Source organism: Variovorax sp. KK3 (assembly GCF_001984055.1).
Lineage (GTDB): Bacteria > Pseudomonadota > Gammaproteobacteria > Burkholderiales > Burkholderiaceae_C > Variovorax.
In genome coordinates this window covers 46845-73315 of record NZ_LYVO01000025.1, presented here as the reverse complement: position 1 = coordinate 73315, position 26471 = coordinate 46845, and the positions used below count along the sequence as shown (strand labels likewise).

The window sequence follows — 26471 nt, the reverse complement described above, 5'->3', positions numbered from 1 at the left end:
CGCCCGCAGTGGTTCCTAGACTATGAACACGGCCCCGCAACCGCACCCCTTCACTGCAACAGGAGCTTCAGCATGAACATCCAGGCCGACGCGCGACGCGTCATCGACACCATCAAGGCAGGCGGCATCGCGCTCGTCCCCAACGACACGGGCTATGCCTTCTGCGGCTCGTCGCTGGAGCCGCTGCGTACCATCTTCGAGAACAAGCGCCGCGGCAGCCACAAGCGCAACGCCATGGCCGCGAGCCTGGAGACCCAGCGCGAGCTGCACACGCTCGACAAGCGCGCGCAGCAGATGGTCGAGACGCTGGTGCTCGACCACGACCTGCCGCTCGCCGTGGTCGGCACCTTCCGCGAAGACCATCCGCTCATGCGCAAGCTGGACCCCGAGCTGCTGCGCGCGAGTTCGGCGGCCGGCACGGTGGCGCTGCTGCTCAATGCCGGCACCTTCCATGCAGAGCTCTGCCGGCTCGGCCACGACGAGGTGGTGCCGCTGCTCGGCTCGTCCGCCAACTATTCGGGCACCGGTACGCGCTTCCGGGTCGAAGACATTCCCGAGGAGCTGCGCCGCATCGCCGACATCACCATCGACCACGGGCTGCGCCGCGGGCACCTCTACAAGCGTGCGGGCACGGTCATCAACTTCAGCACCATGGAGGTGGTGCGTATCGGCGCGTACTACGAGCTGATCTCGGATGTGCTTCGGCGATTCTTCGATGTCGAACTGCCGCCCGACCCGGGCCTGGATGCGCTGCCCTCCGGCCACCTGAACGAGTTCGCGCTCCGGGACCTGTCCTGAGGGGGCGGGTCAAGGCGCGTCGTCCATGGCGGCCAGCAGTGGCACGAGCCAATTGCGGAACGCCTGGAACGCCTCGCTCGACACCACCTGCCGGCGCGCGAGCAGGTAGTACGGCTTCATGCCCAGGTAGGGCACCTCGCTGATCCGCACCATGGCACCGGCCCGCGCGTGCTGGTCGGCGACATAGGCCGGCAGCAGGGCGATGCCGAAGCCGCTGATCACCGCCTGCGCGCTGGTGCTCAGCATCGAATGGACGCTCGCCACCTGCGTGGGCTCGAACGGCAGCCCGAGAGTGGCGAAGTAGTCGGGCCAGGCATCGACCATGTTGGCGACCGCGATCAGCTTGCCCGTGGCGAGCACGTCCAGCCCCGGCCCGGTGCCCGTTGTCAACAGCGAGGGCGAGACATAGGGATGCAGCGCCGGGGTGAACAGCCTCTCGCTGACGTATGCCGTCGAGCGAGGAATGCCCGAGATGACCGCCGCGTCCAGGCTCTCCCAGTCCAGGTCCACCTCGCCCACACGGGTGATCAGGTTGATCTGGTGCTCCGGATTCGTCTCCTGGAACTCGCGCAGGCGCGGCGCCAGGATTTCCATGCCCACGCTCGGTGGCACCGAGATGTTGAGCACGCTGCGCGTCTGCGCGCGGGCGTCGACGAAGGCCGCCGACAACGCGGTGACCAGCGGCGACAGCCGTTCGTAAAGGGCCTGCCCGAACGCCGTGGGCTGCAGGCCCTGCGGGCTGCGGTTGAACACGCGTCCCCCCACGAACTTCTCGAACTCCTGCACCTGCTTGCTCACGGCGCCCTGCGTGAGAAACAGCTCCTCCGACGCGGCGGTGATGCTGCGCAGCCGCATCACGCTCAAGAAAGCCTCGATGTGGCTGATGGGCGGCAGGCGGCGTTTGGTCGAGATCGTCATGACCGGGTGGAATGGGGGCGTGAAAAACGATGGATTGACCGACCTGGAGGCAACTCTGTCCAATGCCATGCAACGGACTCGCGCACGCCGCGCCGGCCTTGGGTGGCGTCGGAGAAGGAAGCCTCGGTCGGTCCCTCGATCGCATGGTCGCATGGTCGCAGAAAAGCAAGCCTGAAACATGAGGACATGATGAAGTTCAAGACATGGAGCGCCCTGGCCGCGGCGCTGTGCATCGCCGCATTCCCGGGGTTGCCTGCAGTGGCGCAGGAGCGCACATTCCCGACCAAGCCGATCAGGATGATCGTGCCCTTCGCGCCGGGCGGCCCCGCCGACATCGTGGCGCGCATCGTGGCCGACCAGATGTCGCACAAGTTGCGCCAGCCCGTCATCGTCGACAACAAGGCCGGTGCCGGCGGCGCGCTCGGCGCGGAGGCGCTGGCCGTCGCGGCGCCCGACGGCTACACCATCGGCGTCGCCTCGGTGTCGACGCACGTGGTCAACCCCTCGTGCAACCCCAACCTGCGCTACGACCCGGTCAAGAGCTTCACCCCCATCGCCATGGTGGCCGACATGCCCAACATCCTGGTCGGGCGGCCCGGCCTCGTGGCCGATTTCAAGGCCTTCCGCGAGGTGGCGCGCAAGCAGCCCAACGCGGGCAACTACGGCACGCCGGGCAACTGCTCGCTGGGCCACGTCGTGCTGGAGCACCTCAACCACGAGCTCGGCGGCCACCTCGTGCACGTGCCCTACCGCGGCTCGGCGCCGGCCGCCACCGACCTGGTCGCCGGCACGCTCGACTTCATGAGCGACAGCGCCGCGCTGCTGAGCCCCTACGTCGAAGCCGGGAAGATGAAGGCGCTGGCCGTGGCCTGGCCCAAGCGCCTGCCGCACATGCCCGAGGTGCCGACCTACGACGAACTCGGTCTGCCGGGCATGAACGTCACCATCTGGTACGGCCTCGTGGGGCCGGCCAACCTGCCCCGCGCCGTGCTGGAGACATACGAGGCCGTCATCGCGCAAGCGATGGCCGACCCGGGCCTGCAGGCGCGCTTCGAGAAGGCCGGCATGGTGGCGGTGCAGAACTCGTCCTCGCGCCAGTTCGGCGCTTTTCTGAGCGAGCGCTATCGCAAGGAATCGCAGTTCATCCGCGAGCGCAAGATGTCGGGCAGCTGACGCTTCGGCCGGGGCGCTGCGCCACTACACTGGCGCGTCGACGTTTGCGGAGCAAGCCATGGCCACGGCACCGATCACGGACGCGAATCCCACCATCGAACAGATGGAAGCGCGCGTCGCACGCTTCCGGACACTGAAGCCCACGCAGGACTACGCGGACAGCGCCATCCCGGGCTGCGAGCGCATCACCTGGCGCGTGATCGGCACGCCGCCGGCCGCGCCGCTCGCCGCCGAGGGCTTCCACCTGAACATCGTCTGCTGCGAGCCCGGCAAGTCGGCCCCGCTGCACAACCACCTGACGCAGGAGGTCTTCGTCGCGCTCACGGGTCGATGGCAGGTCTTCTGGGGCCCCGAAGGCGAGCGCAGCGTGGTGCTGGAGGCGTGGGACACCATCTCGATCCCACCGGGCGTATCGCGCGGCTTCCGCAATATCGCGACCGAGCCGGCATACCTGCTGGGCATGGCCAGCGGGCAGGACCCGGGGAACATCAATTGGCCGGAGCAGGTGCGGGCCGTCGCGGCGGCGGCTGGGGTCGAGCTGCCGTAGCACATCGCCCCTCGGGATCGCCCCGCCACGCCTACAACCGGACGATCACCGACTTCTGCTGCGTGTAATGCGCCAGCGCGTCCCTTCCTTGCTCGCGTCCATACCCGCTCGCCTTGTAGCCACCGCACGGGTTCTGCACGAATCCGCCGCCGTACTCGTTGACGACGATCCGTCCGGCATCCAGCTGTGCGGCGACGCGATGCACGCGGCCGATGTCGCGGCTCCAGATGCCTGCGGCCAGGCCGAAGGGCGAGTCGTTGGCGATGCGCAGCGCATCGGCCTCGTCGTCGAAGGGGATCACGCACAGCACCGGGCCGAAGATCTCTTCGCGCGCGATGCGCATGTCGTTGTGGCAGCCGACGTAGACGGTTGGCTCGATGAACCAGCCTTGCCGCAGGCGCGGCTCGTCGGGCAGGCGGCCGCCGATCGCGGCGCGGGCGCCTTCCTGCGCGGCCACGTCGAAGTACGACAGGATCTTTTCGTACTGCGCGCGCGTGGTGATGGGGCCGGCCGTGGCATCGTGCTCCGGGCCCACGCGGATCTGCGCCACGGCCTCGACCAGGCGCCCGACGAAGTCGTCGTGAATGCTGCGCTGGACCAGCAGCCTCGTTCCCGCCGCGCACCACTGGCCGCTGTTCCAGGTGAAGGCGCGTGCGGAGCCCGCTGCTGCGGCGGCCAGGTCGGCATCGTCGAACACGATGTTGGCGGACTTGCCGCCCAGCTCCAGCGTGAGCGGCAGGATGCGCTCGGCCGCGATGTGGCCCAGCGCCTGGCCGGCCCGCACGCTGCCGGTGAAGGAGATCTTGCGCATCTGCGGATGCTCCGCGAGCGCAGCGCCCACCACGGGGCCGGTGCCGAGCACGACGTTGAGCACGCCGGGCGGCAGGCCGGCTTCTTCGACCGCCAGGCGCGCCAGCGCCACCAGCGAGCCGGAGGTGAACTCCGAGGGCTTGGCCACGACCGTGTTGCCGGCCGCCAGCGCCGGGGCGATGGCGCGCGCGGCCTGGTGCAGGGGCGCGTTCCACGGCAGGATCGCGCCGACCACGCCGAAGGGCTCGCGCAGTGCGTAGCTGTGGTACGCGGGGCCGACGTCGATCAGCTCGCCGTCCATCGTGCCGGCGATGCCGCCGTAGTACTCGAAGAATTGCGCGACGAGGTCGACCAGCGCGGGCATCTCGCGTCCGGGCTTGCCGGTCTCGCGCGATTCGATGTCGCCCAGCAGCGCGGCGTGACGCCGCGCCACGCGGGCCAGTTCGACGAGCACGCGGCCGCGTTCGGTGGGCCGCAGCGCGCGCCAGGCCGGCCAGGCCCGGGCGCTGGATTCGACGGCCTGCGCGACGTCCTCGGGGCCACTGGCGGCCACGTCGCCGATGCGCCGGCCGGTGCGCGGATCGAGCTGTTCGAGCCAGTCGCCGCCGATGGGCGGCACCGATTCGCCGTGCAGGTAGTTCAGGGTGCGGGTGGGGGTGGGGGTCACGTCGGTCTCCTCGTATGAATCACGTGGTGTGCAGGGGGCGCGCGCTCGTTGCAGGCGCTGCAGGCGTTGCGGGCACGACGGATGCTTCGGCGGTACGCGCGGCGGTTCGCCGTTGCCAGAGATGAGCGATCTGCCCGACCACGCCGCGCCGGAACACCATCACCGTGACCATGAACACGAGCCCGCTCAGCACCAGGAGCCACGAGCCCATGCCCGACAGCACGTGGTGCAGGCCGGTCAGCATGAAGGCGCCGACGACCGGGCCCGCCAGCGTGCCCAGGCCGCCCAGCAGCGTCATCAGGATCGCGTCGCCGCTCGTGTGCCAGTGCGCGTCGTTGAGCGACGCGAGCTGCATCACCAGCGCCTTCAACGCGCCGGCCAGGCCGGCCAGCGCGGCCGACAGCACGAAGGCCAGCAGCTTGTGGCGCGACACGTCGTAGCCCAGCGAGATCGCGCGCGGCTCGTTCTCGCGGATGGCCTTGAGCACGTCGCCGAACGGCGAATGCACGGTGCGCACGATCAGCGCGAAGGCAGCGGCGCACACGGCCAGCACGAAGAAGTACATCGCCAGGTTGTCGTCGAGGTCGACCAGGCCGAAGAGCGTGCCGCGCGGCACGCCCTGCATGCCGTCTTCGGCGCCTGTCCACGGCGATTGCACGAAGAAGAAATACACCATCTGCGCCAGCGCCAGCGTGATCATCGAGAAGTAGATGCCCTGCCGCCGGATCGCCACCGCGCCCATCGCCAGGCCCAGCAGCGCCGCGGTGGCCGTGCCCAGCAGCAGCCCCAGCGGGGCGGGCACGCCGAAGTCGCGCACGGCCAGCGCAGTGACGTACGCTGCGCAGGACAGGAAGGCGGCATGGCCGAAGGACAACAGGCCGCCGAAACCCAGCAGCAGGTTGAATGCGCTCGCGAACAGTGCGAGGCAAAGCGCCTGCATCAGCAGCACCGGATACACCACGAAAGGCGCGACGACCAGCGCGGCTGCCACCACCACAGAGCCCAGAAGAAGCTTCGGCTTCATACGCGCCTCCCGAACAGGCCGGCCGGCCGCGTCAGCAGCACCAGCACCATGAGCGCGAACACCACGGTGTTGGCGAAGGGCGGGTAGTACACCTTCGACAGGCCTTCCACCAACCCCAGCCCGAGGCCGGTGACGATGGCGCCGAGCACCGAGCCCATGCCGCCGATGACCACCACGGCGAACACCACGACGAGCAGGTTCGAGCCCATGTGCGGGCTGACCTGCGTCAGCGGCGCGGCCAGCACGCCGGTGAGCGCCGCGAGCGCAGCGCCGGCCGCGTAGGTGCCGGTCACCAGGCGCGGCACGTTCAGACCGAATGCGCCCAGCAGGCGCGGGTTCTCGGTGCCGGCGCGCAGCATGGCACCGAGCCGCGTGCGCTCGATCAGCGCCCAGGTGGCGCCGCACAGCAGCAGGGCCGCCACCACGACCCAGGCGCGATAGGCCGGCAGCACCATGAAGCCCAGGTCGATGCCACCCTGCAGCAGCTCCGGCGCGGGGTAGGGCAGGCCCGATGAACCGACCGCCTGCGTCGTCGCGCCTTCCAGCAGCAGCGCCAGGCCGAAGGTCAGCAGCAGGCCGTAGAGGTGGTCGAAGCGATAGAGGCGCGACAGCAGCGTGCGCTCGAACACCACCGCCGCGGCCGCCACGACCAGCGGCGCCGCCAGCAGCGCCAGCCAGTAAGACAGGCCCAGGTGCGCCATGCCGGCCCAGGCCAGCAACGCACCCGACATGTAGAGCGCGCCATGACAGAAGTTCACCACGTTGAGCAAGCCGAAGATCACGGCCAGACCCAGGCTGAGCAGTGCGTAGAAGCAGCCGTTGACCAGGCCGACCACGAGCTGCCCCATCAGTGCCGGCAGCGGCACGCCGAACACGGCATCCATGTCAGCTCTTCTTCACCAGGGCGCACTGGCCCTTCTCGATCGGCGGGAAGGCTTCGCTGCCGGGAATGGTGGCGCGCACATTCAGGTAGTCCCAGCTGCGCTTCGATTCGGCGGGTGTCTTCACCTGCACCAGGTAGACGTCCTTGACCAGCCGGCCGTCGTCGCGGATGCGGCCGCCGCTCGCGAAGATGTCGTCGATGGGCAGCTCGCGCAGCTTGCCGCGCACCGCCTTCGTGTCGTCGGTGCCGGCGGCGGCGACGGCTTTCAGGTAGGCCGTCGCGCCGGAGTAGTCGGCCGCATGCACCTCCGAGGGCATCTTTCCCGTGCGCTTGAAGAAGCGCTCCGACCAGGCGCGGCTCTTCTCGTCGCGGTCCCAGTAGAAGCTGGCGGTGGTGTAGATGCCTTGTGCCACCGGCAGGCCCAGTGCGTGGATGTCGCTCAGGAACAGCGCCATCGCGACCAGGCTCTGCTTGCCGCTGCGCAAGAAACCGAAGTCGCGCGCCGCCTTGATCGACGCGATGGTGTCGCCGCCCGCATTGGCGAGCCCGATGAACTTGGCGTTCGAGGCCTGGGCCTGCAGCAGGTACGACGAGAAGTCCGGCGAGTTCAACGGATGCCGCACCGCGCCGAGCACCTTGCCGCCGCCGGCCTGGATGGCCGCGGTGGCGTCCGCCTGCATCGTCTGGCCGAACACGTAGTCCGCGGTCAGGAAGAACCAGCTGTCGGCGCCCTGGCGCACCAGAGTGCGCGGCGTGTTGGTCAGTGCGTTGGTGTCGACCTGGTAGTGGATGGTGTAGGGCGCGCAGGCCTCGTTGGTCAGCCGCGAGGTGTAGGCCGCGGTGATCATCACCATGCGCGACTTCTGCCGTCCGACTTCGGAGATGGCCAGCGCCGTGCCCGAGGACACGCCGCCCACGATGGCGTCGACCTTGCCGGCGTCGAACCATTCGCGCGCCTTGGTCGCGGCGATGTCGGGCTTGTTCTGGTGATCGGCGGACACCAGGTCGATCGGCTTGCCGAGCACCTGGCCGCCGAAGTCCTCGATGGCCATGCGGACCGCTTCCACCGAGCCCTTTCCCGAGAAGTCGGAATAGAGCGAGGCCATGTCGGTCAGCAGGCCGATGCGGACCACGTCGTCGGACGCGCCGGTCTGGGCCGACGCCGGGTCGGCGAATGCAAGAGCCGCCAGTGCCGAGGCGGCTGCGGCGCGCGCGCGAAGAATGTTCATGTCGATGTCTCCTGGTGGTTCAGTGGAAAGGGATTCGTCAGACGCCCAGCGCCTCGCGGAAGCGGGCGCGTGCGTCGGGCCGGTGCGCATCGGCGGCGGCGATGTCGGCCACCACGCGGCCGTGCTCCACCAGCAGGTGGCGGTCGGCCAGCGGCAGCGCGAAGGGCAGGTTCTGCTCGACCAGCACGATGGTGTGGCCCTGTGCGCGCAGCGCGCCGATCGCACGCCCCAGGGCCTGCACGATCACCGGCGCCAGGCCTTCGGAGATTTCGTCGAGCAGCAGCAGGCGCGCGCCGGTGCGCAGGATGCGGGCGAGTGCCAGCATCTGCTGCTCGCCACCCGAGAGTCGCGTTCCGGGGCTGGCGCTGCGCTCGCGCAGGTTGGGGAACATCGCGTAGATCTGCGCCAGGCTGGCGCCGCCGGGGCGCAGCGTGGGCAGCAGTATCAGGTTCTCTTCGCAGCTGAGGTTGGCGAAGATGCCGCGCTCCTCCGGGCAGTAGCCCAGGCCCAGCCGCGCCACGGTGTGCGATGGCAGGCCGATGGTTTCGCGGCCGTAGATCTGCACCGAGCCGGCCCGCCGCCCGGTCAGGCCCAGGATGGCGCGCAGCGTGCTCGTGCGGCCAGCGCCGTTGCGGCCGAGCAAGCTGACGACCTCGCCCTCGCGCACCTCGAAGTCCATGCCGTGAAGCACCTGGGCATCGCCGTAGTGCGCGGTGAGGCCGCGCACGCGCAGCACTTCTTGCCGGGTGTCAGCCATGGCCGGGCTCCTGCGCCCCGCCCAACGCGGCGGTGCTGCTGCCCATGTAGGCCTCGACCACGCGCGGGTCGCGCGACACGGCCTCGTAGCTGCCTTCGGCCAGGATCTGGCCGCGCTGCAGCACGGTGATGGTGTGGGCGATGCGCGACACCACCTGCATGTTGTGCTCCACCAGCAGCACGGTGCGGCCGCGGGCCACGCGCTGGATCAGCGTGGTGACGGCCTCGACGTCTTCGTGGCCCATGCCCTGGGTCGGCTCGTCGAGCAGCATCAGCTCGGGCTCCAGCGCCAGCGTGGTCGCCAGCTCCAGCGCGCGGCGCCGCCCATAGGCAAGCTCGCTCGCCGGCACGTCGGCATGCGCGTCGAGCCCGACTTGTTCCAGCAGCTCCATGGCGCGCGGGTGCAGGGCATGCAGCGTGCGGTTGCTGCGCCAGAAGCAGAACGACGCACCGCTGCGCCGCTGCAGCGCGATGCGCACGTTCTGCAACGCGGTGAGTGCCGGGAAGGTCGCCGAGATCTGGAACGAGCGCACCATGCGGCGCTGCGCCAACGTGGCCGGCGCGGCATGCGTGATGTCGATGCCGTTGTAGTGGATGGTGCCGGCGCTGGGCTCGAGGAACTTGGTCAGCAGGTTGAAGCAGGTGGACTTGCCGGCGCCGTTGGGGCCGATCAGCGCGTGGATGCTGCCGCGGCGCACCTTCAGGTCGACGTCCTGCACGGCGGTGAAGCCCAAGAAACGCCGCGTCAGGCCGCGCGTCTGGAGGATCAGGTCGTCGTCCGCGTCTGGACGTGATGAGGTGGCGTCGTGCCCTGGCATGTCTCGCTCCGTGTTTGCAATGGGGCGAATGCTAGGCAGCGGGCCGTGCCGCAACAAACGATTAAATCGGCGCCGTCGCTTGAGCTTTGTGCAAGCGAAAAGCGCGAATCGAAAGGCGTTCGCTTGCGCTGCGCTCACGCAAGCCGGGCCGATTTCTCGTTTGAGGCGCCTGCCGTGCCGGCCTAGCATGCGCCGCATCTTTTTCACGGAGACATGCGATGCAAGACACGATCGGGTTCATCGGGCTGGGTGCCATGGGGCGGCACATGGTCCCTCACCTTCTGCGCGCAGGCCACGCGGTGTTCGTCTGCGACACGAGCGATGCGCCAGCGGCCGCGATGGTGGCGCAAGGCGCCCGCCGCTGCGACTCGCCGCGCCAGGTCGGCGACAGCGCGGACCTCGTGCTCGTCTGCCTGCCCACGCCGGACGTGGTGGCGCAGGTGGTGGTCGGTGAGAACGGCGTCGCCGCCGGCAGCCGCGTGCGCGTGGTCGTGGACCATTCGACCACCGGCCCCAGCATGGCACGCACGTTGGCGCAGCGCCTGGGAGAACGCGGCATCGCATCGCTCGACGCGCCGCTGGCCGGCGGCGTGCCGGGTGCCGAGGCCGGTACGTTGTCGGTGATGGCCGGCGGCGATGTGCAGGCCTACGCGCGCTGCGAGCCGGTGTTCCGCGCCTTCGGCCGCAAGGTGGTCCACGTGGGCGAGCAGCCCGGACTGGGCCAGGTGCTCAAGCTCGTCAACAACATGACGGTGGCCGCCACGCTGGTGGCGACGACCGAAGCGGTGCTGTTCGGCATCAAGAGCGGGCTGGAAGCCGGCCTCCTGCTGGAGATGCTCAACGCCAGCACCGCCCGCAGCTTCGCCAGCGAGTCGCTGCTGGGCCAGGACGTGGTGAACCGCCGCTTCGACTTCGGCTTTCGCATCGAGCTCATGCGCAAGGACCTGCGCCTGTTCCTGCAAGAGGCCGAGGCCGCCGGCACGCCCGCCTTCACCAGCGCGCTGACCAAGCAGTTCTTCGATCACGCCATCGCCGCGGGCCACGGCGATGACGACATGACGCACGTGGTGCAGGTGCTGGAGCGGATGGCCGGTGTCGAGGTCGCGCGCTGAGCACATGCGTCTGGCCGGAACCGGGCAGAGACCTGCCGTCGGCGTGCTACCCTCGATTTGAACGGGGCGAAGCCGCATCGCCCGCTCGTCAGTCTTCAAGGAAGAAACGTCATGATGACGCTCGAAGTCAAGCTCGATTTGCCCGACCGCCTCGCTCGCGAAGCGCAGGCCGCAGGCTTGCTCACGCCGAAGGCGTTGCGTGAAATGCTCAAGGACGCCATGCAGCGCCGCGCCGCGCAGGCGCTGCTGGCGGGTGCGGCTCGTGGCAGCTCGCCGGGCGCCAAGCCGCTCTCGATGAAAGAGATTCAAGCCGAGGTCGGTGCGGTGCGCCGCGCACGACGCACCAAGGGCAGCTCGGCGGCATGAGGCGTCGGCCGCGGTGGGTGGTCGACACCAATGTGCTCGTATCGGCGTTCTTGTGGAAAGGTCCGCCGGGGCGTGTGATCGAACTGGCCGGGGAGAAAGAAGTGCAACTGTTCACCAGTCGCGTGCTTCTTGACGAACTGGCAGCCACGCTGTCCAAGAAGAAGTTGGCGAGGTACGTCGAAGCGACGGGCTCGCGTGCGGATCACATGCTTGCCAGCTATCGACGGATAGCGACGGTGGTGGCCGCGCGACCCCTCGATGCGCAGGTTTCGCGCGATGTCGATGATGACGCGGTGCTGGCGTGCGCAATCGCTGCGCGCGCCGATCTCGTTGTCACGGGCGACGACGATCTGCTTTCGCTCAAGCGTTTCGGAGAGGTTCCGATCGTCACCGTCGCGCAGGCTGTCAAGGTCTTCGGCGCGAGAAGCTAATCCGCTGAACCGCTACAACTTCACCCGCCCCGCATCCACCAGCTTCTGCGTCAGCGCCAGCTGGTCCTTCATGAAGCGCTGGGTCTTGTCGCCGTTCCACGGCATCGGCTCGAAGCCCAGCTCGAGAAGCTTGGTGCGTACGTCCGGCATCACGAGGATGCGGCTCATCTCGGCGGTCAGTTTGTCGACGATGGCTTTCGGCGTCTTCGCCGGCACGAAGGCGGCAGCCCAGCCGGGCATGTCGACCTGCGGGTAGCCGAGTTCGGCGAAGGTCGGGACGTCGGGGTAGGCAGGGAAGCGCGCTGCGCTGGCCACGGCCAGGGGCTTGATCTTGCCGGGGTAGCGGTTGACGCCGCCCACCGAGGTGACGGCCGCGTCGATCTGCCCGCCCAGCAGGTCCTGCAGCGCGGGCGCCTCGCCCTTGTAGGGCACGTGCACGGTGTCGATGCCGGCCGCCATGTTGAACAGCTCGCCGACGAAGTGGCCGCCCGAGCCCTGGCCATAGGAGCCGTACGAGATCTTGCCGGGGCGCGTCTTGGCGAGCGCGACGTACTGCCTGAGCGTCGACACCGGCAGGCTCTCGCGGATGCCGATCGCGATCGGCGTGAGCGCCAGCATGCCTACCGGGTGCAGGTCTTCGAGGCGATAGCCGGGCTTGGGCATGAGCACCGTGTTGCTCAGGAGCGCGCTGTAGCCGACCAGCACCGTGTGGCCATCGGCCGGCGCCTGCGACACCGACGCGGCCGCGATGGCACCGCTCGCACCGGGCTTCGACTCGACGATGCAGGGCTGGCCCCACGCCTCGGTGAGCTTCTGGCCGATGAGCCGCATCATCGTGTCGTGGCCCCCGCCTGCCGGCGTCGGAATCACGAACCTGATCACCGATGAGGGAAATGCCTGCGATGGCGATGGCGTTTGCGCGCGGGCGAGCGGCAGTCCGCCGGCGCTGATCGCACCGAGGGCGGCCAGCGTCTGGCGTCGGTTGAAGTTCATGCGAAGTCTCCTTGTGTGATGGATCGGGCTGCTATACGATGCGCTGCCAAATCATTGGTTCAACCATAGATTAAACAGCAAAGTGAACGATTCATCCACCCCTGCGGCCGACGCTGTTGCTGCACCAGCCGGCGGGCTCGATGCGCTGCAGGCGTCCGCGCTCGATGCATTCATTCGGCGCGTGGTCGGCAGCTTCGATGGCGCGTTGGGCGTGCGCCAAGTGGAAGGTGGGCAGTCGAACCCGACCTTCATCGTCGACGCCGGTTCGCGCCGACTGGTGCTGCGGCGCAAGCCGCCGGGCGTGCTGCTGCCATCGGCGCATGCGGTGGAGCGCGAGTTCCGCGTGCTGCGCGCCTTGCAAGGCTCCGACGTGCCGGTGCCGCGCGCGCTGGCGCTGTGCGAAGACCCGGCCGTCATCGGTAGCAGCTTCTACCTGATGGACTTCGCCGAAGGCCGCATCCTCACCGACCAGACGCTGCCCGGCATGTCTCCGGGCGAGCGCCGCGCCCACTATGCCGAGATGGCCCGCGTGATGGCGGCGTTGCACGCCGTGGACTGGCGCTCGCGCGGCCTCGCCGACTTCGGCCGCGAAGGCCGCTACGTCGAACGCCAGCTCGATCGATGGACGCGCCAGTACCGCGCGAGCGAAACCGCGCGCATCGATGCGATGGAGCGGCTGATCGAATGGCTGCCCGCGCATGTGCCGGCGCAGGAGAGCACACAGCTCGTGCACGGCGACTTCCGGCTCGACAACCTGGTCTTTCACGCACACGAACCGCGCATCGTCGCCGTGCTCGACTGGGAGCTGTCGACCCTTGGCGATCCACTGGTCGACTTCGCCTACCACTGCCTCTCGTGGCGGCTGCAACTCGGGACGCACCGCACGCTGGCCGGGCTCGAGCCACTGCCCGAAGGCATCCCGACCGAAGCGCAACACGTGGCCGACTACTGCCGGGCAAGCGGGCGCGCAGTCGGCCTCGGCGGTGCGCCAATCGCGCACTGGCACTACCACCTGGCCTTCAACATGTTCCGCCTGGCCGCCATCCAGCAGGGCGTGGCCCGCCGCGCGCTCGATGGCAACGCGGCCAACAGCAAGGCAGCGGCCGTGGCCGCGCGCGTGCAGACCACCGCAGAGACCGGCTGGGCCGCCGCGAAGGAATCCGAATGACGAACACTCTGCCGAAAGCGATGCGCGCCTGGCGTGTCGAAGACATCAGCGAGCGCGGTGAGATGCATTTGCGCGACGTCGAGTTGCCCCAGCCCGGGCCCGACCAGTACCTGGTGCGCGTCGAGGCCGCGGGCCTCGCGTTCGGCGACACGCTGATCGTGCGTGGCAAGTACCAGGTCAAGCCGCCGCTCCCTTTCACGCCCGGCTCGGAAGTCCTCGGCACCATCGTCGCCGGCGAGGGCGGTGAGCTGCCCTTGGGCACGCGCGTCGCCAGTTCGTCGCGCCAGGGTGGCTTCGCGCAGTACGCACTGGTGCCGCGCAGCGAGGCCGTCGCGATTCCGCCGGACATCGACCCGGGCGATGCGCTCGCGCTGCGCAGCAACTATCCGACCTCGCTCTTCGCGCTGCGCATGGCGGGCCGCCTGCTGCCCGGCGAAACCCTGCTCGTGCATGCAGGCGCGGGCGGCGTGGGCAGCGCCGCGCTGCAGCTGGGCAAGCTGATGGGCGCGCGCGTCATCGCCACCGCCGGCAGCGCGCAGAAGGTGCGGGCCTGCCTCGATGCGGGCGCCGACGCAGCGCTGAACTACGGCGATCCGGCCTGGGTCGATGCGTTCCGCGGGCTCGCGCCCAGTGGCGCCGACGTGATCTACGACCCGGTGGGCGGTGAGGTCGGCGCACAAAGCCTGCGCTGCCTGGCCTACGGCGCGCGCTACCTCGTCATCGGCTTCGCGGGGGGCGCGCTCACTCAACTGCCGGCCAACCGGCTGCTGCTGCACAACGCGAGCGCCGTCGGCGTGCTGTGGGGCGAGGTGCGCAAGCGCGACGTCGCCCTCGCGGCGCGGCTCACGCGCGAGGTCTACGACCAGCATGCCGAAGGCCGTATCCGCCTCATGCCCGGCGCGTCGTTCGAGTTCGAGCAGGCACCGCAAGCGCTGGCGGCATTGCAAGGCCGCGCGACGGTGGGGAAGGCCTGGCTGCGCGTGTCGCATCGATGACCCGCCACTCCGTACTTTCCCCGATGTGATCCGCGGCCAACCAATAATTTAATGGTAGAACCAATAAGGAGACAACCGATGATGCGCATTTTTCTGCCCACGGCCCTGCGAGGCCTCGTCGCCGCGTGCGCACTCGCTGGCCTGATCTCGGGCGCACCGGCGGTGGCGCAAGAGGTCAAGATCGGCGTGCTCTACCCCATCAAGACCATGCTGGGGCAGCAAGGCCGCAACGGCGCGGAGATCGCGGCCGAGATGATCAACGCCAATGGCGGCGTGCTCGACGGACGCCCGCTCAAGCTGGTGGTGTACGACGACAACTACCAACCGGCCGATGCCGTCGCCGCTGCGCGCAAGCTGCTCAGCGAAGACAAGGTGCCGGTGATCGTGGGCGCCATCAACACCGCGGTGTCGCTCGGCGTGACGCAGGTCGCGCAGCAAGGCGGTGCGATGTTCCTGGCCGCCGTCACCAAGGCGCCGCAGGTCACCGAGTACGACCGTGCCTTCCGCTTCAACCCGCTGGTGGCCACCGATGGCCAGGTCTTCAACCAGTACCTGAAGGACAAGGTGAAGCCCCAGCGCATGGCGGTGGTGGTGGAGAACGGCGACTACGGCCGCTCGATCATCGCCAGCATGAAGGAGAGTTTCGGCAGCGCCGTCGTCGCCACCGAGCTCTACGAGATATTGAAGCAGACCGACTTCAGCACGCTCGCGTCGCGTGTGAAGGCCGCCAACCCCGACGTGGTGTGCATGGCCTTCTCGGCACCGGAGCAGGGCGGCAGCCTGCTGCGCACGCTGGCCGAGGCCGGCGTGAAGGCCAAGCGCTGCATCCTGCCGGGCTCCGTGTCCCCGGCACTGCTGCAGGTGGCGGGGCCTGCGGCCGAGGGCGCCTTCACGCTCGACATCTGGGCGCCGACCATGAACACCGAGACCAACCGCAAGTTCGTCGCCGCCTACCACGCCAAGCACAAGGCGGCTCCGGGCAAGGTCGACTTCCTGGGCTTCGAGAGCATGTGGATCCTCGGCCAGGCCATCCGCTCGGCCGGCACCGTGACCGACACCGCCAAGCTCGCGACCACGCTGCGGCAAGGCACTTGGGATTCGCCGCGTGGCCAGGTCAAGTTCCCCGCGAACCAAGCCACATCGGACAAGTGGGTCGTCCTCGAAGTCAAGGACGGCAAGATCACCGTGAACGAGTGACGCGGCAGCACGGGATCGACCTGGCATGACCCAAGCACTCCTGCAGCAACTGCTGAACGGCCTCTCGATCGGCTTCGGCTACGCGCTGATCGCGCTGGGCCTGACGCTCGCGTTCGGCGTGCTGCACATCATCAACTTCGGCCATGGCGAAGTGGTGATGCTGGGCGCGCTCACCGTGGTGCTGGCGAACAAGCTGCTCGGGCTGCCGTACCTGGCCGCCTTGCCGCTCGCGATGCTGGTCGGCGCGCTGGTGGGTTGGGTCTTCGACGCGCTGGCGGTGTCGCCGCTGTTGCGCCGCACCGAGGGCCGTACCGACATCCTGCTCACCACCTTCGCGGTGGGCGTGCTCTTCAACCAGGCGGTGCTCTCGGTGTGGGGGCCGGCGCCCGCGCGCGTCGACGGACTGCAGGGGCGCTTCGAGTTGGCCGGCGTCGGGCTCAGCTCGCAGCGCCTCTTCGTCATCGTCGCCAGCATCGCCGCGCTGGTGGCGCTGGACCTGCTCGCGCGCCGCACCCGCTTCGGCACCGAGATGCGCGCGCTCGCGCAGAGCGAGCATGCCGCGCGCGTGGTGGGCATCGACGTCAAGTCGGTGGGCACGCGGGCCTTCCTGCTGGCCGCGGTGGTCGGCGGACTCGGCGGCGCGCTGCTGGCGCCGATCACGTCCTATTCGCCGATGCTGGGCCAGGCCGTGCTGATCAAGGCCTTCGTCATCGTGGTGCTGGGCGGCCTGGGCAGCGCGGGTGGCGCTGTGCTGTGCGCGCTGGCCGTCGGCGTCATCGAAGCGATGCTGGGGCTCGTGATGGAAGAAGGCATGGCCGCGGCCACCGTCTATTCGTTGATGCTGCTGGTGCTGCTCGTGCGGCCGCAGGGCCTGGCGGGAGCCGCGCGATGAGCCGCACGCTGCGCGACCTGCTGCTCGGCATCGCGGTGGCAGCGCTGCTGGCGAGCGTGATCCGCTCGCCGTACTGGCTCGATGTCGCGGCCTACGCCGGCGTGCTGGCCATCTTCGTGCTCGGCGTGTCGGTCACCTTCGGACAACTGGGCTACGTGAGCTTCGGGCATGCGGCCTTTCTGGGGCTGGGCGCTTACACGGTCGGCATCCTGGTCGCGCGGCTCGGGTTGAACTACTGGCTGGCGGTGCCCTTGGGCATCCTGCCGGGGCTGCTGCTCGGCGCGCTCGTCGGCATCGTCTCCGCACGCCTGAGCGGCGCCTACTTCGCCATCGCCACGCTGGTGGTGGCCGAGATCCTCGTGCTGCTGGTGGTCAACTGGGTGGACATCACGCGCGGGCCGATGGGACTGATGGTGACGGCCTCGCCCTTGCCGCTCGTGCAGGGCGTCGGCTGGAATGCGCAGCAGGGCTACCTCTTCGCGGTCGTCGCCGCGCTGGCCGTCGCCTTCGTGTTGCTGCGCAACCTGCGCGACAGCGCCACCGGCCGCGGCTGGACCGCGATCCGCGAGGCGCCCGCGCTTGCCGAGTCGCTGGGCATCGCCACGGCGCGCTCGCGCGTGCTGAACATCGCGCTGTCGGGCGGCGTGGCCTCGCTGGCCGGAGCCCTGCTCATTCCCAAGGTGTTCGTGCTCTCGCCCTCGTTGCTGGGCGTGAGCTACTCCGCCACCGGCATCCTGGGCGTTGTGCTCGGTGGCAAGGCGACGCTGGTCGGGCCCATGCTGGGCGGGGCGCTGTTCGCGATCATTCCCGAAGGCCTGCGCTTCCTCGGCGACCTGAACTTCGCCGCGTTCGCGCTCATGCTGCTGCTGGCGGTGCGCATGCTGCCGGGCGGACTGGTCGGCTCGCTGACCGCGCGGCCCGCGTTCGCGCGATGGCGCGCCGCGCGCATGGGGCACACCCTCGAAGACACGCCACCGGCACCGCTGGCCGCGCGGCCGCATCGCGAAGGCAAGGTGCTCGAAGTCGCCGGTGTGAGCCGTCATTTCAAGGGCCTGAAGGCCGTGCAGGACGTGAGCTTCGACGTGCGCGCCGGCGAGATCCTCGGGCTCATCGGCCCCAACGGCGCGGGCAAGACCACGCTGCTCAGCATGCTCTCGGGCTTTCTGCCGGTGAGTGCCGGTGCGATCCGCGTGCGCGGCCAGGACATCGCGGCGCGGCCCGCGCATCGCGTGGCGCGGCTCGGCGTGGTGCGCAGCTTTCAGCAGACCGCGTTGTGCGCCGGCCAGACCGTGCTCGCCAACATGGCGATCGCCAGCCACCTGCATCGGCCCGGCGGCTTCTGGGGCGGCTTGCTGCGCACGGCAGGCTGGCGTGCGCGCGAGCGCGAACGCATGGCGCATGCGCTGGGCTGCCTGGCCGAGGTCGGCCTGCCGGCGCGGCGTGACGACATTGCAGGCAGCCTGCCCTACGGCGAGCAGAAGCTGTTGGGCGTGGCCATGGCGCTGGCCGCGCAACCCGAGGTGCTGCTGCTCGACGAGCCGGCCGCCGGCCTCAACCAGGTCGAGGCGGCGCGGCTGGCACAGGTGCTGCGCGGCCTGCGCGACAAGGGCATGACGCTGATCGTGGTCGACCACAACCTCAAGATGCTGATGTCCTTCGTCGACCGCGTGGTGGTGCTGCACCATGGCGTGAAGATCGCCGACGGCGCGCCCGGCGAGGTGACGCGCATGCCCGGCGTGGTGTCGGCCTACCTGGGCAGCGCGCCGGCGCCGCTCGAAGAGGTGGCCGCATGACGGCACCGCTGCTGCAGGTCGATGGCCTGGTCGTGCGCTATGGCGAGACACGGGCGCTGGCCGACGTGAGCCTGGCGCTCGGTGCGCGCGAGGTGGTGGCGCTGGTCGGCGCCAACGGCGCGGGCAAGTCGTCGCTGCTGAATGCGCTGCTGGGGCTGGTGCCGCAGTCGGGCGGATCGATCGCGCTGGGCGGCAAGCGCATCGAGGCGCTGCCCACGCGCGAGCGTATCGCGGCCGGACTGGCGCTGTCACCCGAAGGCCGGCGCGTGTTCCCCGATCTGTCGGTGGAAGAGAACCTGGACCTGGGTGACCTGGGCCGCGACCCGGTCGCGCGGCGCGATCGGCGCGAGAGCGTGAACCGTTGGTTTCCGCGCCTGCGCGAACGCCGCCTGCAACTGGCCGGCACCTTGTCGGGCGGCGAGCAGCAGATGCTGGCGATCGGCCGCGCGCTCATGGCGCAGCCGCGCGTGCTGATGCTCGACGAACCCACGCTGGGCCTCGCGCCGCTGATCGTGCAGGAGATCGCCGCCTTCATCCGCCACATCCGCTCCACCGGCGTCTCGGTGCTGCTGGCCGAGCAGAACGCCGAGATGGCCTTGGCCGTCGCCGACCGCGCCTACGTGCTGCAGAACGGCGAAGTCGTGATGAGCGGCAGCGCCCGCGAGCTGGCCGCGCATCCCGACGTGCGCGCCGCGTACCTGGGGTTGTGATGAACATCGTCGCCGACGCGCTGGACTTTCCCGAAGGCCCCGTGGTGCTGGCCGACGGCTCGCTGCTGGTGGTGGAGATCGCGGCGGCACGCCTGACGCGCGTGCACCTCGATGGCCGCCGCGAAGTCGTCGCGCAGACCGGCGGCGGCCCGAACGGCGCCGCCATCGGCCCGGACGGCGCCTGCTACGTCTGCGACGGCGGCGGCTACGAATGGCACGCCCATGCCGACGGCACACGGACCCCTGGCCTGCAGCCCGCCGACTACGCCGGCGGCCGGATCCAGCGCGTGAACCTGCGCACGGGACAGGTCGACGTGCTCTACACCCGCAGCGACAAGGCTCCGCTCAAGGGCCCCAACGACATCGTGTTCGGCGCCGACGGCGGCTTCTGGTTCAGCGACCTGGGCAAACGCCGCCCGCGCGACATGGACCACGGCGCCATCTGCTGGGCGCGACCCGACGGCAGCGAATGCCGCGAGGTCGTGTTCCCGATGAACACGCCCAACGGCGTGGGCCTGTCGCCCGACGGCAAGCGCCTGTACGTGGCCGAAACCGCACCGGGCCGCCTGTGGGCGTTCGACGTGACGGGGCCGGGGCAGGTCGCGCGAGCGCCCGGCTCGCTGGCGCCGCACGGCGGCACGCTGGTCGCGGGCCTGCCCGGCTACCAGCTCTTCGATTCGCTGGCGGTGGAGGAGGACGGTCGCATCTGCGTGGCGACGCTCTTCAACGGCGGCATCACGGTCATCGCGCCCGACGGCGGCGCGGTCGAGCACGTGCCGTTGCCCGACCGCTTCACCACCAACCTGTGCTTCGGCGGGCCGGACATGGGGACGGCGTTCGTCACGCTGTCGTCCACCGGCCGGCTCGCCGCGCTCGACTGGCCGCGTCCCGGCCTCCGCCCCCACTTCTTCGCCAACGATGGACTTTGAACACAGCCCCCACACCCGCGCGCTGCGCGAGCAGCTCACCGCCTTCATGGACGCGCACGTCTACCCGGCCGAGCGCATCGTGCACGAGCAGGCCGCGGCCTCCGGCCACACCGCGGTCGCGCCCGTCATCGAGGAACTGAAGGCACGCGCGAAAGCCGAAGGCCTCTGGAATCTCTTCCTGCCCGACAGCGAGCACGGCGCCGGCCTGAACAACAGCGACTACGCGCCGCTGGCCGAACTGATGGGCCGCTCGCCCATCGGCCCCGAGGTGTTCAACTGCTCGGCGCCCGACAGCGGCAACATGGAGATCCTGGCGCGCTACGGCACTGTGGCGCAGCAGGACCGATGGCTCACGCCGCTGCTGGAAGGCCGCATCCGCTCCTGCTTCTCGATGACGGAGCCCGGCGTTGCGTCCTCCGACGCCACCAACATCGAGGCCGAGATCCGGCGCGACGGCGATCACTACGTGGTCAATGGCCGCAAGTGGTGGACCTCGGGCATCACCGACCCGCGTTGCGAACTCATCATCTTCATGGGCAAGACCAACGCGGCCACCGAGGACAAGTACCGGCAGCAGTCCATGCTGCTGATCCCGCGCGACGCACCGGGCGTGCGCATCGTGCGCAACCTGCAGGTTTTCGGATGGGACGATGCGCCGCACGGCCACAGCGAGGTCGTGTACGAGGATGTTCGCGTGCCCGTCGAGAACATCCTGCTCGGCGAAGACCGCGGCTTCGAGATCGCCCAGGGCCGGCTGGGGCCGGGACGCATCCACCACTGCATGCGCCTGGTGGGCCGTGCCGAGCGCTGCCTGGAGCTGATGTGCGCGCGCTCGAAGGAGCGCGTCGCGTTCGGCAAGCCGATCGCCAACCAGACCGTGACCATGGAGCGCATCGCGCAGGCCCGTGTGCTGATCGACCAGTGCCGGCTGCTCACGCTGCATGCGGCCTGGAAGATGGACACGGTCGGCATCAAGGGCGCGCGCAAGGAGATCGCCATGATCAAGGTCGCCGCGCCGAGCATGGCCTGCCAGGTGATCGACTGGGCGATCCAGGCCCACGGCGCCGCCGGGCTGTCGCAGGATTTCATCCTCGCGCGCTCCTATGCGCAGGCGAGGGGCCTGCGCATTGCCGACGGACCCGACGAAGTACACCGCAACCAGATCGCCCGCCTCGAGCTGGCGGATCACTGAAAGGACACCTCATGTACATGCCGCCCGACAGCCGGCTCAAGCTGGACCCGCGCGACGAATACACCCATCCGCCCGAGCCCGTGGGCCACTACAACGAGAGCATGTATTTCAATGCCTTCGATTCGGCGCGCCGCATCGGCGCCTGGGTCCGCATCGGCAACCGGCCCAACGAGGGGCATGCGGAGATGAGCTGCTGCGTCTACCTGCCCGACGGGCGCGTGGGCTTCATGTTCGGCCGCCCGGCGATCACCGGCAACGAGCGCATGGCCGCGGCCGGCATGTCCTTCGAGGTGGTCGAGCCCTTCAAGCGGCACCGCGTGCGCTACGAAGGCGAGCTGTTGATCATGGACGACCCGCTGGCCATGGCCGACCCGAGCGCGGCCTTCAAGCGCTATCCGAAGCGGCCGGCGACCATCGACCTCGACTTCGAAGGCGTGTCGCCGATGCATGGCGGCGAGATCGTCGACCTGCAGGGCCGGCCGATCGTGCTCGACCCCGAGCACGCGGTGTACCGCGGCCACACCGAGCAGAACATGGCGGTGAATGGCCACATCACGGTCGACGGCGAGCGGCACGCGTTCTCGAACGGCACGGGCTACCGCGACAAGTCGTGGGGGCCGCGGCACTGGCACAGCTTCTTTTGGTACAAGTGGCTGCCCGTCACCTTCTCGCGCGACTTCGGCATCCTGCTGTCGATCAAGGGCCGGCCCGAGGGCGGGCCGAACCGCATCAGCGGCAACGTGCTGCGCGACGGCGTGTACGAGCCCGTGATCGACGGGCGCATCGACACTGAGTACGACGATGCCTGGATTCCACGCTCGCTGACCGCGCATGTCACGACCGAACGGCAGACCTATGTGATGAAGGGGCGCATCCTGACGACCGTGCCGTTGCGGCACAAAAAAGTGGGGGCGAGCGACTTCAGCACCTACACGCGCATCACCGAGAGCATCAGCGAATACAGCTGCGAAGGGCACACGGTGCTGGGGATGACGGAGTACTGCGACGTGATGAACGACGGGGTGCCGATTTCCGAGCGCGCGGCGGCGACGGCATGATTTCGGTCTTGCTCCCTCTCCCAGAGGGAGAGGGAGAAAAGCAGGTGACCCCATGACCATCTTCCAAGGCCTCAAGGTCCTCGACGTGGCCAGCTACATCGCCGCCCCCGCGTCCGCGACCATCCTCGCCGACTTCGGCGCCGACGTGATCAAGGTCGAGGTGCCCGAAGGCGACGGCTTCCGCAAGACGGTGCTGAACCCCAACCTCGCCTACTCCGAGCACAACTACCTGTGGATGCAGGGCGCCCGCAGCCGCCGCGGCATCGCGCTCGACCTGAAGAAGCCGGAAGGGCAGGCCGTGCTGCACCGGCTGGCGCGCGATGCCGACGTGCTGATCACCAACTACCCGCTGCCGGTGCGGCCGCGCCTGGGCCTCGCCTGGGACACGATCCGCGCTCTGAACCCGCGGCTCGTCTATGCCTCGCTCACGGGCTACGGCGAAGAAGGCCCCGAAGCCGGCAAGCCCGGCTTCGACGCCACCACCTACTGGGCCCGCAGCGGCCTCGCGGACCTCACGCGTCCCGACGCCGACGGGCCGCCGGCCAATCCGGCCAACGGACTCGGCGACCAGCCGACGGCCGTCACGCTGTTCGCCGCCATCGTCACGGCGCTCTACCAGCGCGAGCGCACGGGACAGGGCGGCATGGTCAGCACTTCGCTGCTGGCCAACGGCGCCTGGGCCAACGCGATGGCGATCCAGGGCATGCTGGTCGGCGGCCACCTCGTGTACCGCCAGCCGCGCAGCCGGCCGCGCAATGCGCTGACGAACTTCTACCGTTGCCGCGACGGGCGCTGGTTCATCCTGAGCCTCGTCACCGAAGAGCGCGACTGGCAGGGCTTCCTGCGCGTCATCGACCAGCCCGCGCTGGCCGATGACCCGCGCTTTGCCGCACTGCCGGAGCGCCGCCGGAACGCGTTGACGCTCGCGGCGCTGCTCGACGAGGTTTTCCTGGAGCGCGACAGCGCAGAGTGGACCGCGCGCTTCGACGCGGACGGACTCACCGTCGGCGTGGTCGCACGCAGCGAAGATGCGCTGCACGACGAACAGATGCGCCTGTGCGGCGCGCTGGTGCCCGGCGAAGGCATCCCGGGCACCGGCCTCACGGTGAGCAGCCCGTTCCAGGTCGAGGGTGCGGCCAAGTCCCACCCGCGCCATGCACCTGCCATCGGCGAGCACAGCGACGAGGTGCTGCGCGAGGCCGGCTATGCGGACGACGAGATCGCGCACTTGCGCGCGCAAGGAGCGCTGCGATGAGCAAGGTGCGGCGTGAGGACCAGGCCGGCGTGGCCCTGATCACGCTCGACCGGCCCGAGGCGCGCAACGCGATCGACACCGAAGCCGCCCATGCACTGGCGGCGCTGGTCCACGAGGTCGAGCGCGACCCGGCCGTGCTGGCCGTGGTGCTGACCGGTGCCGGTGACAAGGCCTTCTGCGCCGGCGCCGACCTGAAGGAACTGGCCGGCGGCTCCGCGGCCGGTGGACGTTCCACGTCCGAGGGCGGCTTCGCCGGCGTCACCCACGCACCGCGCGACAAACTGTGGATCGCGGCGGTCAACGGCGCGGCGATGGCCGGCGGCTTCGAACTCGTGCTGGCCTGCGACTTCGCCATCGCGGCGCCGCACGCCGTCTTCGCCCTGCCTGAGGTGAAGCGCGGCCTGGCAGCGGTCGCGGGCGGCGTGTGGCGCCTGCCGCGCGCCGTAGCGCGCGGCGTGGCGCTGGAGATGATCGCGACCGGCGAGCCCATCGATGCCGCCGAGGCGCTGCGGCTAGGCCTGGTCAATCGCGTGGTGCCGGCGGATCGGCTTCTGCCCGAGGCCTTGGCTATCGCGGCGCGGGTGGCGGCCAATGCGCCGCTGGCGGTGCGCGCCAGCCTCGCGCTCGCGCGGCGCGCACACGACCTGGACGACGCCGCACTGCGCGTCGAGGCCGACGCCATCGGGCGCCGCGTCATGGCCAGCGCCGATGCCCGCGAGGGGCCGCGCGCCTTCGCCGAGCGGCGCGAGCCGCGTTGGACCGGTCGATGAAGGGAGACGCACGATGAGCGACGCCGACAAGCACACCAACGCAACCGACGCGAACGACGCGAACGACGCCGTCACGTTCCTCGCCACCGGCCTGCAATTCCCCGAAGGCCCGGTGGCGTTCGAAGACGGCTCTGTGCTGTTCGTGGAGATCGCCGCGGGCCGGTTGAGCCGCTGGCGACCCGACGGCCGGGTGGACACGGTCGCCACGCCGGGCGGCGGCCCCAACGGTGCGGCGATCGGGCCCGATGGGGCGTGCTATGTCTGCAACAACGGCGGCATGCAGTGGCACACCGACCCCAACGGCGGCCGGTACCCGCATGGCCGCGCAGCCGACTACGGCGGTGGCCGCATCGAACGCATCGACATCGCGAGCGGCCGCGTCGAGCGGCTGTACGACCGCACCGAACGCGGGCCGCTGCAAAGCCCCAACGACCTGGTGTTCGACGCGCACGGTGGCTTCTGGTTCACCGACCTCGGGTCGATGGGCGTCGACGCGCTCGAGCGCGGCCGCATCTGCTACGCACGGGCCGACGGATCGGCCATTCGCGAGGTGGTGTTCCCGATGCTCACGCCCAACGGCATCGGCCTGTCGCCCGGTGGGCGCTGGCTGTACGTGGCCGAGACCGTCACGGCGCGCGTGTGGCGCTTCGAAGTCAGCGCGCCGGGCGAACTGGCCTTGCACGGCTGGCCCGCGTTGACGCCGGGCGACATGCTGTTCGCATCGCCCGTGTACTGCATGTTCGATTCGCTGGCGGTGGAGGCCGACGGCAAGGTCTGCGTGGCGACCATCGGCGCGCCCGGCATCGCGGGCGTGACGGTCATCGACCCGGCCGGTGCGCTGGTCGAGCGCGTGCCGATGCCGGATCGCTCGGTCACCAACATCTGCTTCGGCGGCGCCGACCGGCGCGATGCGTTCGTCACGCTCTCGCGCTCGGGTCGGCTCGCGATGACGCGATGGAGCCGCCCCGGACTCCTCAGTCCATCGTGATGCCGGTGGCCTTGATGGCCGTGTTCCAGCGCGTCGTCTCGTCCTGCACGAAGCGGCGCGCCGCATCGGAGCTGCCGCCTTCCGGCTGAAACCCATAGGCGAAGATGCGCGCCGACACCTCGGGTGTCTGCACGATGCGCGTGATATCGGCCGACAGCCGGTCGACGATGGGCTTCGGCGTGGCCGAGGGCATGGCCATCACCGACCAGCCCGAGAGGCTGACGGCCGGGAAGCCCAGTTCGCTGAAAGTGGGTACGTCGGGGAAGTCCTTAAGCCGGTTGCCCAGCGCGACGGCCAGCAGCTTCATCTGGCCCGCCTGGGCCTGCGCGGCCAGCGTGCCGGCCGCGCCGATCACGCCGGCGATCTGCCCGCCCAATGCGGCCTGCACCGCAGGGGCTTCGCCCTTGAAGGGGACGTGGACGAAGTCGATGCCCGCCTGCTGCGCGAACATGCTGCCCAGGATGTTGGCCGAGCTGCCCGGGCCGCTGGTGCCGTAGTCCACGCCTTCCTTGCGCTGGCGCGCCCAGGCGATGAACTCCTGCAGCGTGTTGGCCGGCACGTGCCTGGCCACCGCGAAGCTGTTGGGCAGCATCGCGACCACCGAGATCGGCGTCAGCTCCTGCAGCGTGTAGCCCGGCGACTTGGCCATGAGGCTGGTGAGCACCAGGCTGCTGAGCGACAGCACCATCGTGTAGCCATCAGGCGGTGCCTTGGCGACCAGGCCGTAGGCGATGGCGCCGTTGGCACCGGCACGGTTGTCGACCACCACCGGCTGCCCCAGCGCGGCCGCCAGGCGTTCGGCGATCAGGCGCGCGGTGCCGTCGAGCGCGCCGCCCGGCGGCGTGGGGATCACGATTCGCAGCGGCTTGTCGGGCCAGCGGCCGGTGTCCTGCGCGAAGGCGCTGGCGGCCAGGGCGAAAGATGCGGCCGCGAGGGTGCGCAGGGCCTGGCGCCGGTTGGTGTTCTGCATGGGTTGTCTCCGTCGTTCGTTCTACAAAG

At 69.7% G+C, this 26471-nt stretch carries 27 protein-coding genes; 18 read left to right on the top strand and 9 right to left on the bottom strand.

What is annotated here, in order from left to right; genetic code table 11:
- The first annotated feature begins 72 nt into the window (after window positions 1–72).
- Window positions 73–798, top strand: a complete 726-nt coding sequence (locus tag B0W80_RS14445; RefSeq protein WP_076999840.1) for a Sua5/YciO/YrdC/YwlC family protein — start codon at window positions 73–75, stop codon at window positions 796–798.
- A gap of 9 nt (window positions 799–807) precedes the next feature.
- On the opposite strand, the gene B0W80_RS14440 is transcribed toward B0W80_RS14445, so the two are convergent.
- The gene (locus B0W80_RS14440) at window positions 808–1716 is read right to left on the bottom strand and encodes a LysR family transcriptional regulator (protein ID WP_076999839.1); all 909 of its coding nucleotides are present in this window, start codon (window positions 1714–1716) and stop codon (window positions 808–810) included.
- 189 nt (window positions 1717–1905) lie between these two features.
- Here B0W80_RS14440 and B0W80_RS14435 point away from each other — a divergent pair, with 189 nt between their 5' ends.
- Both B0W80_RS14435 and B0W80_RS14430 read left to right on the top strand, forming a co-directional pair.
- On the top strand, window positions 1906–2889 hold the full coding sequence (locus tag B0W80_RS14435) for a tripartite tricarboxylate transporter substrate-binding protein (RefSeq protein WP_076999859.1): 984 nt from the start codon (window positions 1906–1908) through the stop codon (window positions 2887–2889).
- A 58-nt stretch (window positions 2890–2947) separates the two neighbouring features.
- Window positions 2948–3436, top strand: coding sequence for a cupin domain-containing protein (locus B0W80_RS14430; RefSeq protein ID WP_083745396.1), 489 nt, complete (start codon window positions 2948–2950; stop codon window positions 3434–3436).
- Window positions 3437–3467: 31 nt separating this feature from the next.
- On the opposite strand, the gene B0W80_RS14425 is transcribed toward B0W80_RS14430, so the two are convergent.
- The 6 genes from B0W80_RS14425 to B0W80_RS14400 are packed head-to-tail and all read right to left on the bottom strand — an operon-like array spanning window position 3468 to window position 9623.
- The gene (locus tag B0W80_RS14425) at window positions 3468–4913 is read right to left on the bottom strand and encodes an aldehyde dehydrogenase (protein WP_076999838.1); all 1446 of its coding nucleotides are present in this window, start codon (window positions 4911–4913) and stop codon (window positions 3468–3470) included.
- A gap of 19 nt (window positions 4914–4932) precedes the next feature.
- Window positions 4933–5937 carry a branched-chain amino acid ABC transporter permease gene (locus B0W80_RS14420; protein WP_076999837.1) on the bottom strand — a complete coding sequence of 335 codons (1005 nt, stop codon included), beginning with the start codon at window positions 5935–5937 and terminating at the stop codon, window positions 4933–4935.
- Complete coding sequence (locus B0W80_RS14415) at window positions 5934–6821, bottom strand: branched-chain amino acid ABC transporter permease (protein ID WP_076999836.1); 888 nt, start codon at window positions 6819–6821, stop codon at window positions 5934–5936. Before B0W80_RS14415 ends, B0W80_RS14420 begins: the two co-directional genes overlap by 4 nt.
- A gap of 1 nt (window position 6822) precedes the next feature.
- The gene (locus B0W80_RS14410; RefSeq protein ID WP_076999835.1) at window positions 6823–8049 is read right to left on the bottom strand and encodes an ABC transporter substrate-binding protein; all 1227 of its coding nucleotides are present in this window, start codon (window positions 8047–8049) and stop codon (window positions 6823–6825) included.
- A gap of 37 nt (window positions 8050–8086) precedes the next feature.
- The gene (locus tag B0W80_RS14405) at window positions 8087–8806 is read right to left on the bottom strand and encodes an ABC transporter ATP-binding protein (RefSeq protein WP_076999834.1); all 720 of its coding nucleotides are present in this window, start codon (window positions 8804–8806) and stop codon (window positions 8087–8089) included.
- Window positions 8799–9623, bottom strand: a complete 825-nt coding sequence (locus B0W80_RS14400; RefSeq protein ID WP_076999833.1) for an ABC transporter ATP-binding protein — start codon at window positions 9621–9623, stop codon at window positions 8799–8801. Before B0W80_RS14400 ends, B0W80_RS14405 begins: the two co-directional genes overlap by 8 nt.
- A 218-nt stretch (window positions 9624–9841) precedes the next feature.
- Here B0W80_RS14400 and B0W80_RS14395 point away from each other — a divergent pair, with 218 nt between their 5' ends.
- From B0W80_RS14395 to B0W80_RS14385, 3 genes are all read left to right on the top strand, one after another.
- Complete coding sequence (locus B0W80_RS14395) at window positions 9842–10735, top strand: NAD(P)-dependent oxidoreductase (RefSeq protein ID WP_076999832.1); 894 nt, start codon at window positions 9842–9844, stop codon at window positions 10733–10735.
- Window positions 10736–10846: 111 nt separating this feature from the next.
- On the top strand, window positions 10847–11101 hold the full coding sequence (locus B0W80_RS14390; RefSeq protein WP_076999831.1) for a hypothetical protein: 255 nt from the start codon (window positions 10847–10849) through the stop codon (window positions 11099–11101).
- A gap of 17 nt (window positions 11102–11118) precedes the next feature.
- Window positions 11119–11532 carry a putative toxin-antitoxin system toxin component, PIN family gene (locus B0W80_RS14385; protein WP_179106920.1) on the top strand — a complete coding sequence of 138 codons (414 nt, stop codon included), beginning with the start codon at window positions 11119–11121 and terminating at the stop codon, window positions 11530–11532.
- Between the two features lie 12 nt (window positions 11533–11544).
- Here B0W80_RS14385 and B0W80_RS14380 read toward each other — a convergent pair whose 3' ends face one another.
- Window positions 11545–12525, bottom strand: coding sequence for a tripartite tricarboxylate transporter substrate binding protein (locus B0W80_RS14380; protein WP_083745395.1), 981 nt, complete (start codon window positions 12523–12525; stop codon window positions 11545–11547).
- Window positions 12526–12607: 82 nt separating this feature from the next.
- Here B0W80_RS14380 and B0W80_RS14375 point away from each other — a divergent pair, with 82 nt between their 5' ends.
- The 12 genes from B0W80_RS14375 to B0W80_RS14320 all read left to right on the top strand — a co-directional run bounded on the left by B0W80_RS14375 (window position 12608) and on the right by B0W80_RS14320 (window position 25472).
- Window positions 12608–13693, top strand: a complete 1086-nt coding sequence (locus tag B0W80_RS14375; RefSeq protein WP_256856576.1) for a phosphotransferase — start codon at window positions 12608–12610, stop codon at window positions 13691–13693.
- Window positions 13690–14688, top strand: coding sequence for an NADPH:quinone oxidoreductase family protein (locus tag B0W80_RS14370; RefSeq protein ID WP_083745394.1), 999 nt, complete (start codon window positions 13690–13692; stop codon window positions 14686–14688). The genes B0W80_RS14375 and B0W80_RS14370 overlap by 4 nt, the downstream gene beginning before the upstream one ends.
- Window positions 14689–14766: 78 nt before the next feature.
- On the top strand, window positions 14767–15885 hold the full coding sequence (locus B0W80_RS14365; RefSeq protein ID WP_076999829.1) for an ABC transporter substrate-binding protein: 1119 nt from the start codon (window positions 14767–14769) through the stop codon (window positions 15883–15885).
- A 25-nt stretch (window positions 15886–15910) separates the two neighbouring features.
- The gene (locus B0W80_RS14360; protein WP_076999828.1) at window positions 15911–16777 is read left to right on the top strand and encodes a branched-chain amino acid ABC transporter permease; all 867 of its coding nucleotides are present in this window, start codon (window positions 15911–15913) and stop codon (window positions 16775–16777) included.
- A complete protein-coding gene (locus B0W80_RS14355) occupies window positions 16774–18570 on the top strand; it encodes an ATP-binding cassette domain-containing protein (protein ID WP_076999827.1) in 1797 nt (598 codons plus the stop codon). Before B0W80_RS14360 ends, B0W80_RS14355 begins: the two co-directional genes overlap by 4 nt.
- On the top strand, window positions 18567–19280 hold the full coding sequence (locus tag B0W80_RS14350; RefSeq protein ID WP_076999826.1) for an ABC transporter ATP-binding protein: 714 nt from the start codon (window positions 18567–18569) through the stop codon (window positions 19278–19280). Before B0W80_RS14355 ends, B0W80_RS14350 begins: the two co-directional genes overlap by 4 nt.
- Window positions 19280–20209, top strand: coding sequence for an SMP-30/gluconolactonase/LRE family protein (locus B0W80_RS14345; RefSeq protein WP_076999825.1), 930 nt, complete (start codon window positions 19280–19282; stop codon window positions 20207–20209). The genes B0W80_RS14350 and B0W80_RS14345 overlap by 1 nt, the downstream gene beginning before the upstream one ends.
- Window positions 20199–21401, top strand: a complete 1203-nt coding sequence (locus B0W80_RS14340) for an acyl-CoA dehydrogenase family protein (RefSeq protein WP_076999824.1) — start codon at window positions 20199–20201, stop codon at window positions 21399–21401. The genes B0W80_RS14345 and B0W80_RS14340 overlap by 11 nt, the downstream gene beginning before the upstream one ends.
- Window positions 21402–21412: 11 nt before the next feature.
- Entirely contained in the window at window positions 21413–22459 is a 1047-nt protein-coding gene (locus tag B0W80_RS14335) for a hypothetical protein (protein ID WP_076999823.1), read from the top strand.
- Between the two features lie 52 nt (window positions 22460–22511).
- Window positions 22512–23714: a CaiB/BaiF CoA-transferase family protein gene (locus tag B0W80_RS14330; RefSeq protein WP_076999822.1), complete on the top strand. Its 1203-nt coding sequence runs from the start codon at window positions 22512–22514 to the stop codon at window positions 23712–23714.
- On the top strand, window positions 23711–24484 hold the full coding sequence (locus B0W80_RS14325) for an enoyl-CoA hydratase-related protein (protein WP_076999821.1): 774 nt from the start codon (window positions 23711–23713) through the stop codon (window positions 24482–24484). Before B0W80_RS14330 ends, B0W80_RS14325 begins: the two co-directional genes overlap by 4 nt.
- Before the next feature lie 13 nt (window positions 24485–24497).
- Window positions 24498–25472, top strand: a complete 975-nt coding sequence (locus tag B0W80_RS14320) for an SMP-30/gluconolactonase/LRE family protein (RefSeq protein ID WP_076999820.1) — start codon at window positions 24498–24500, stop codon at window positions 25470–25472.
- Here the strand turns inward: B0W80_RS14320 and B0W80_RS14315 are convergent.
- On the bottom strand, window positions 25459–26442 hold the full coding sequence (locus tag B0W80_RS14315; protein ID WP_076999819.1) for a tripartite tricarboxylate transporter substrate binding protein: 984 nt from the start codon (window positions 26440–26442) through the stop codon (window positions 25459–25461). The genes B0W80_RS14320 and B0W80_RS14315 overlap by 14 nt on opposite strands.
- Window positions 26443–26471 lie beyond the last annotated feature (29 nt).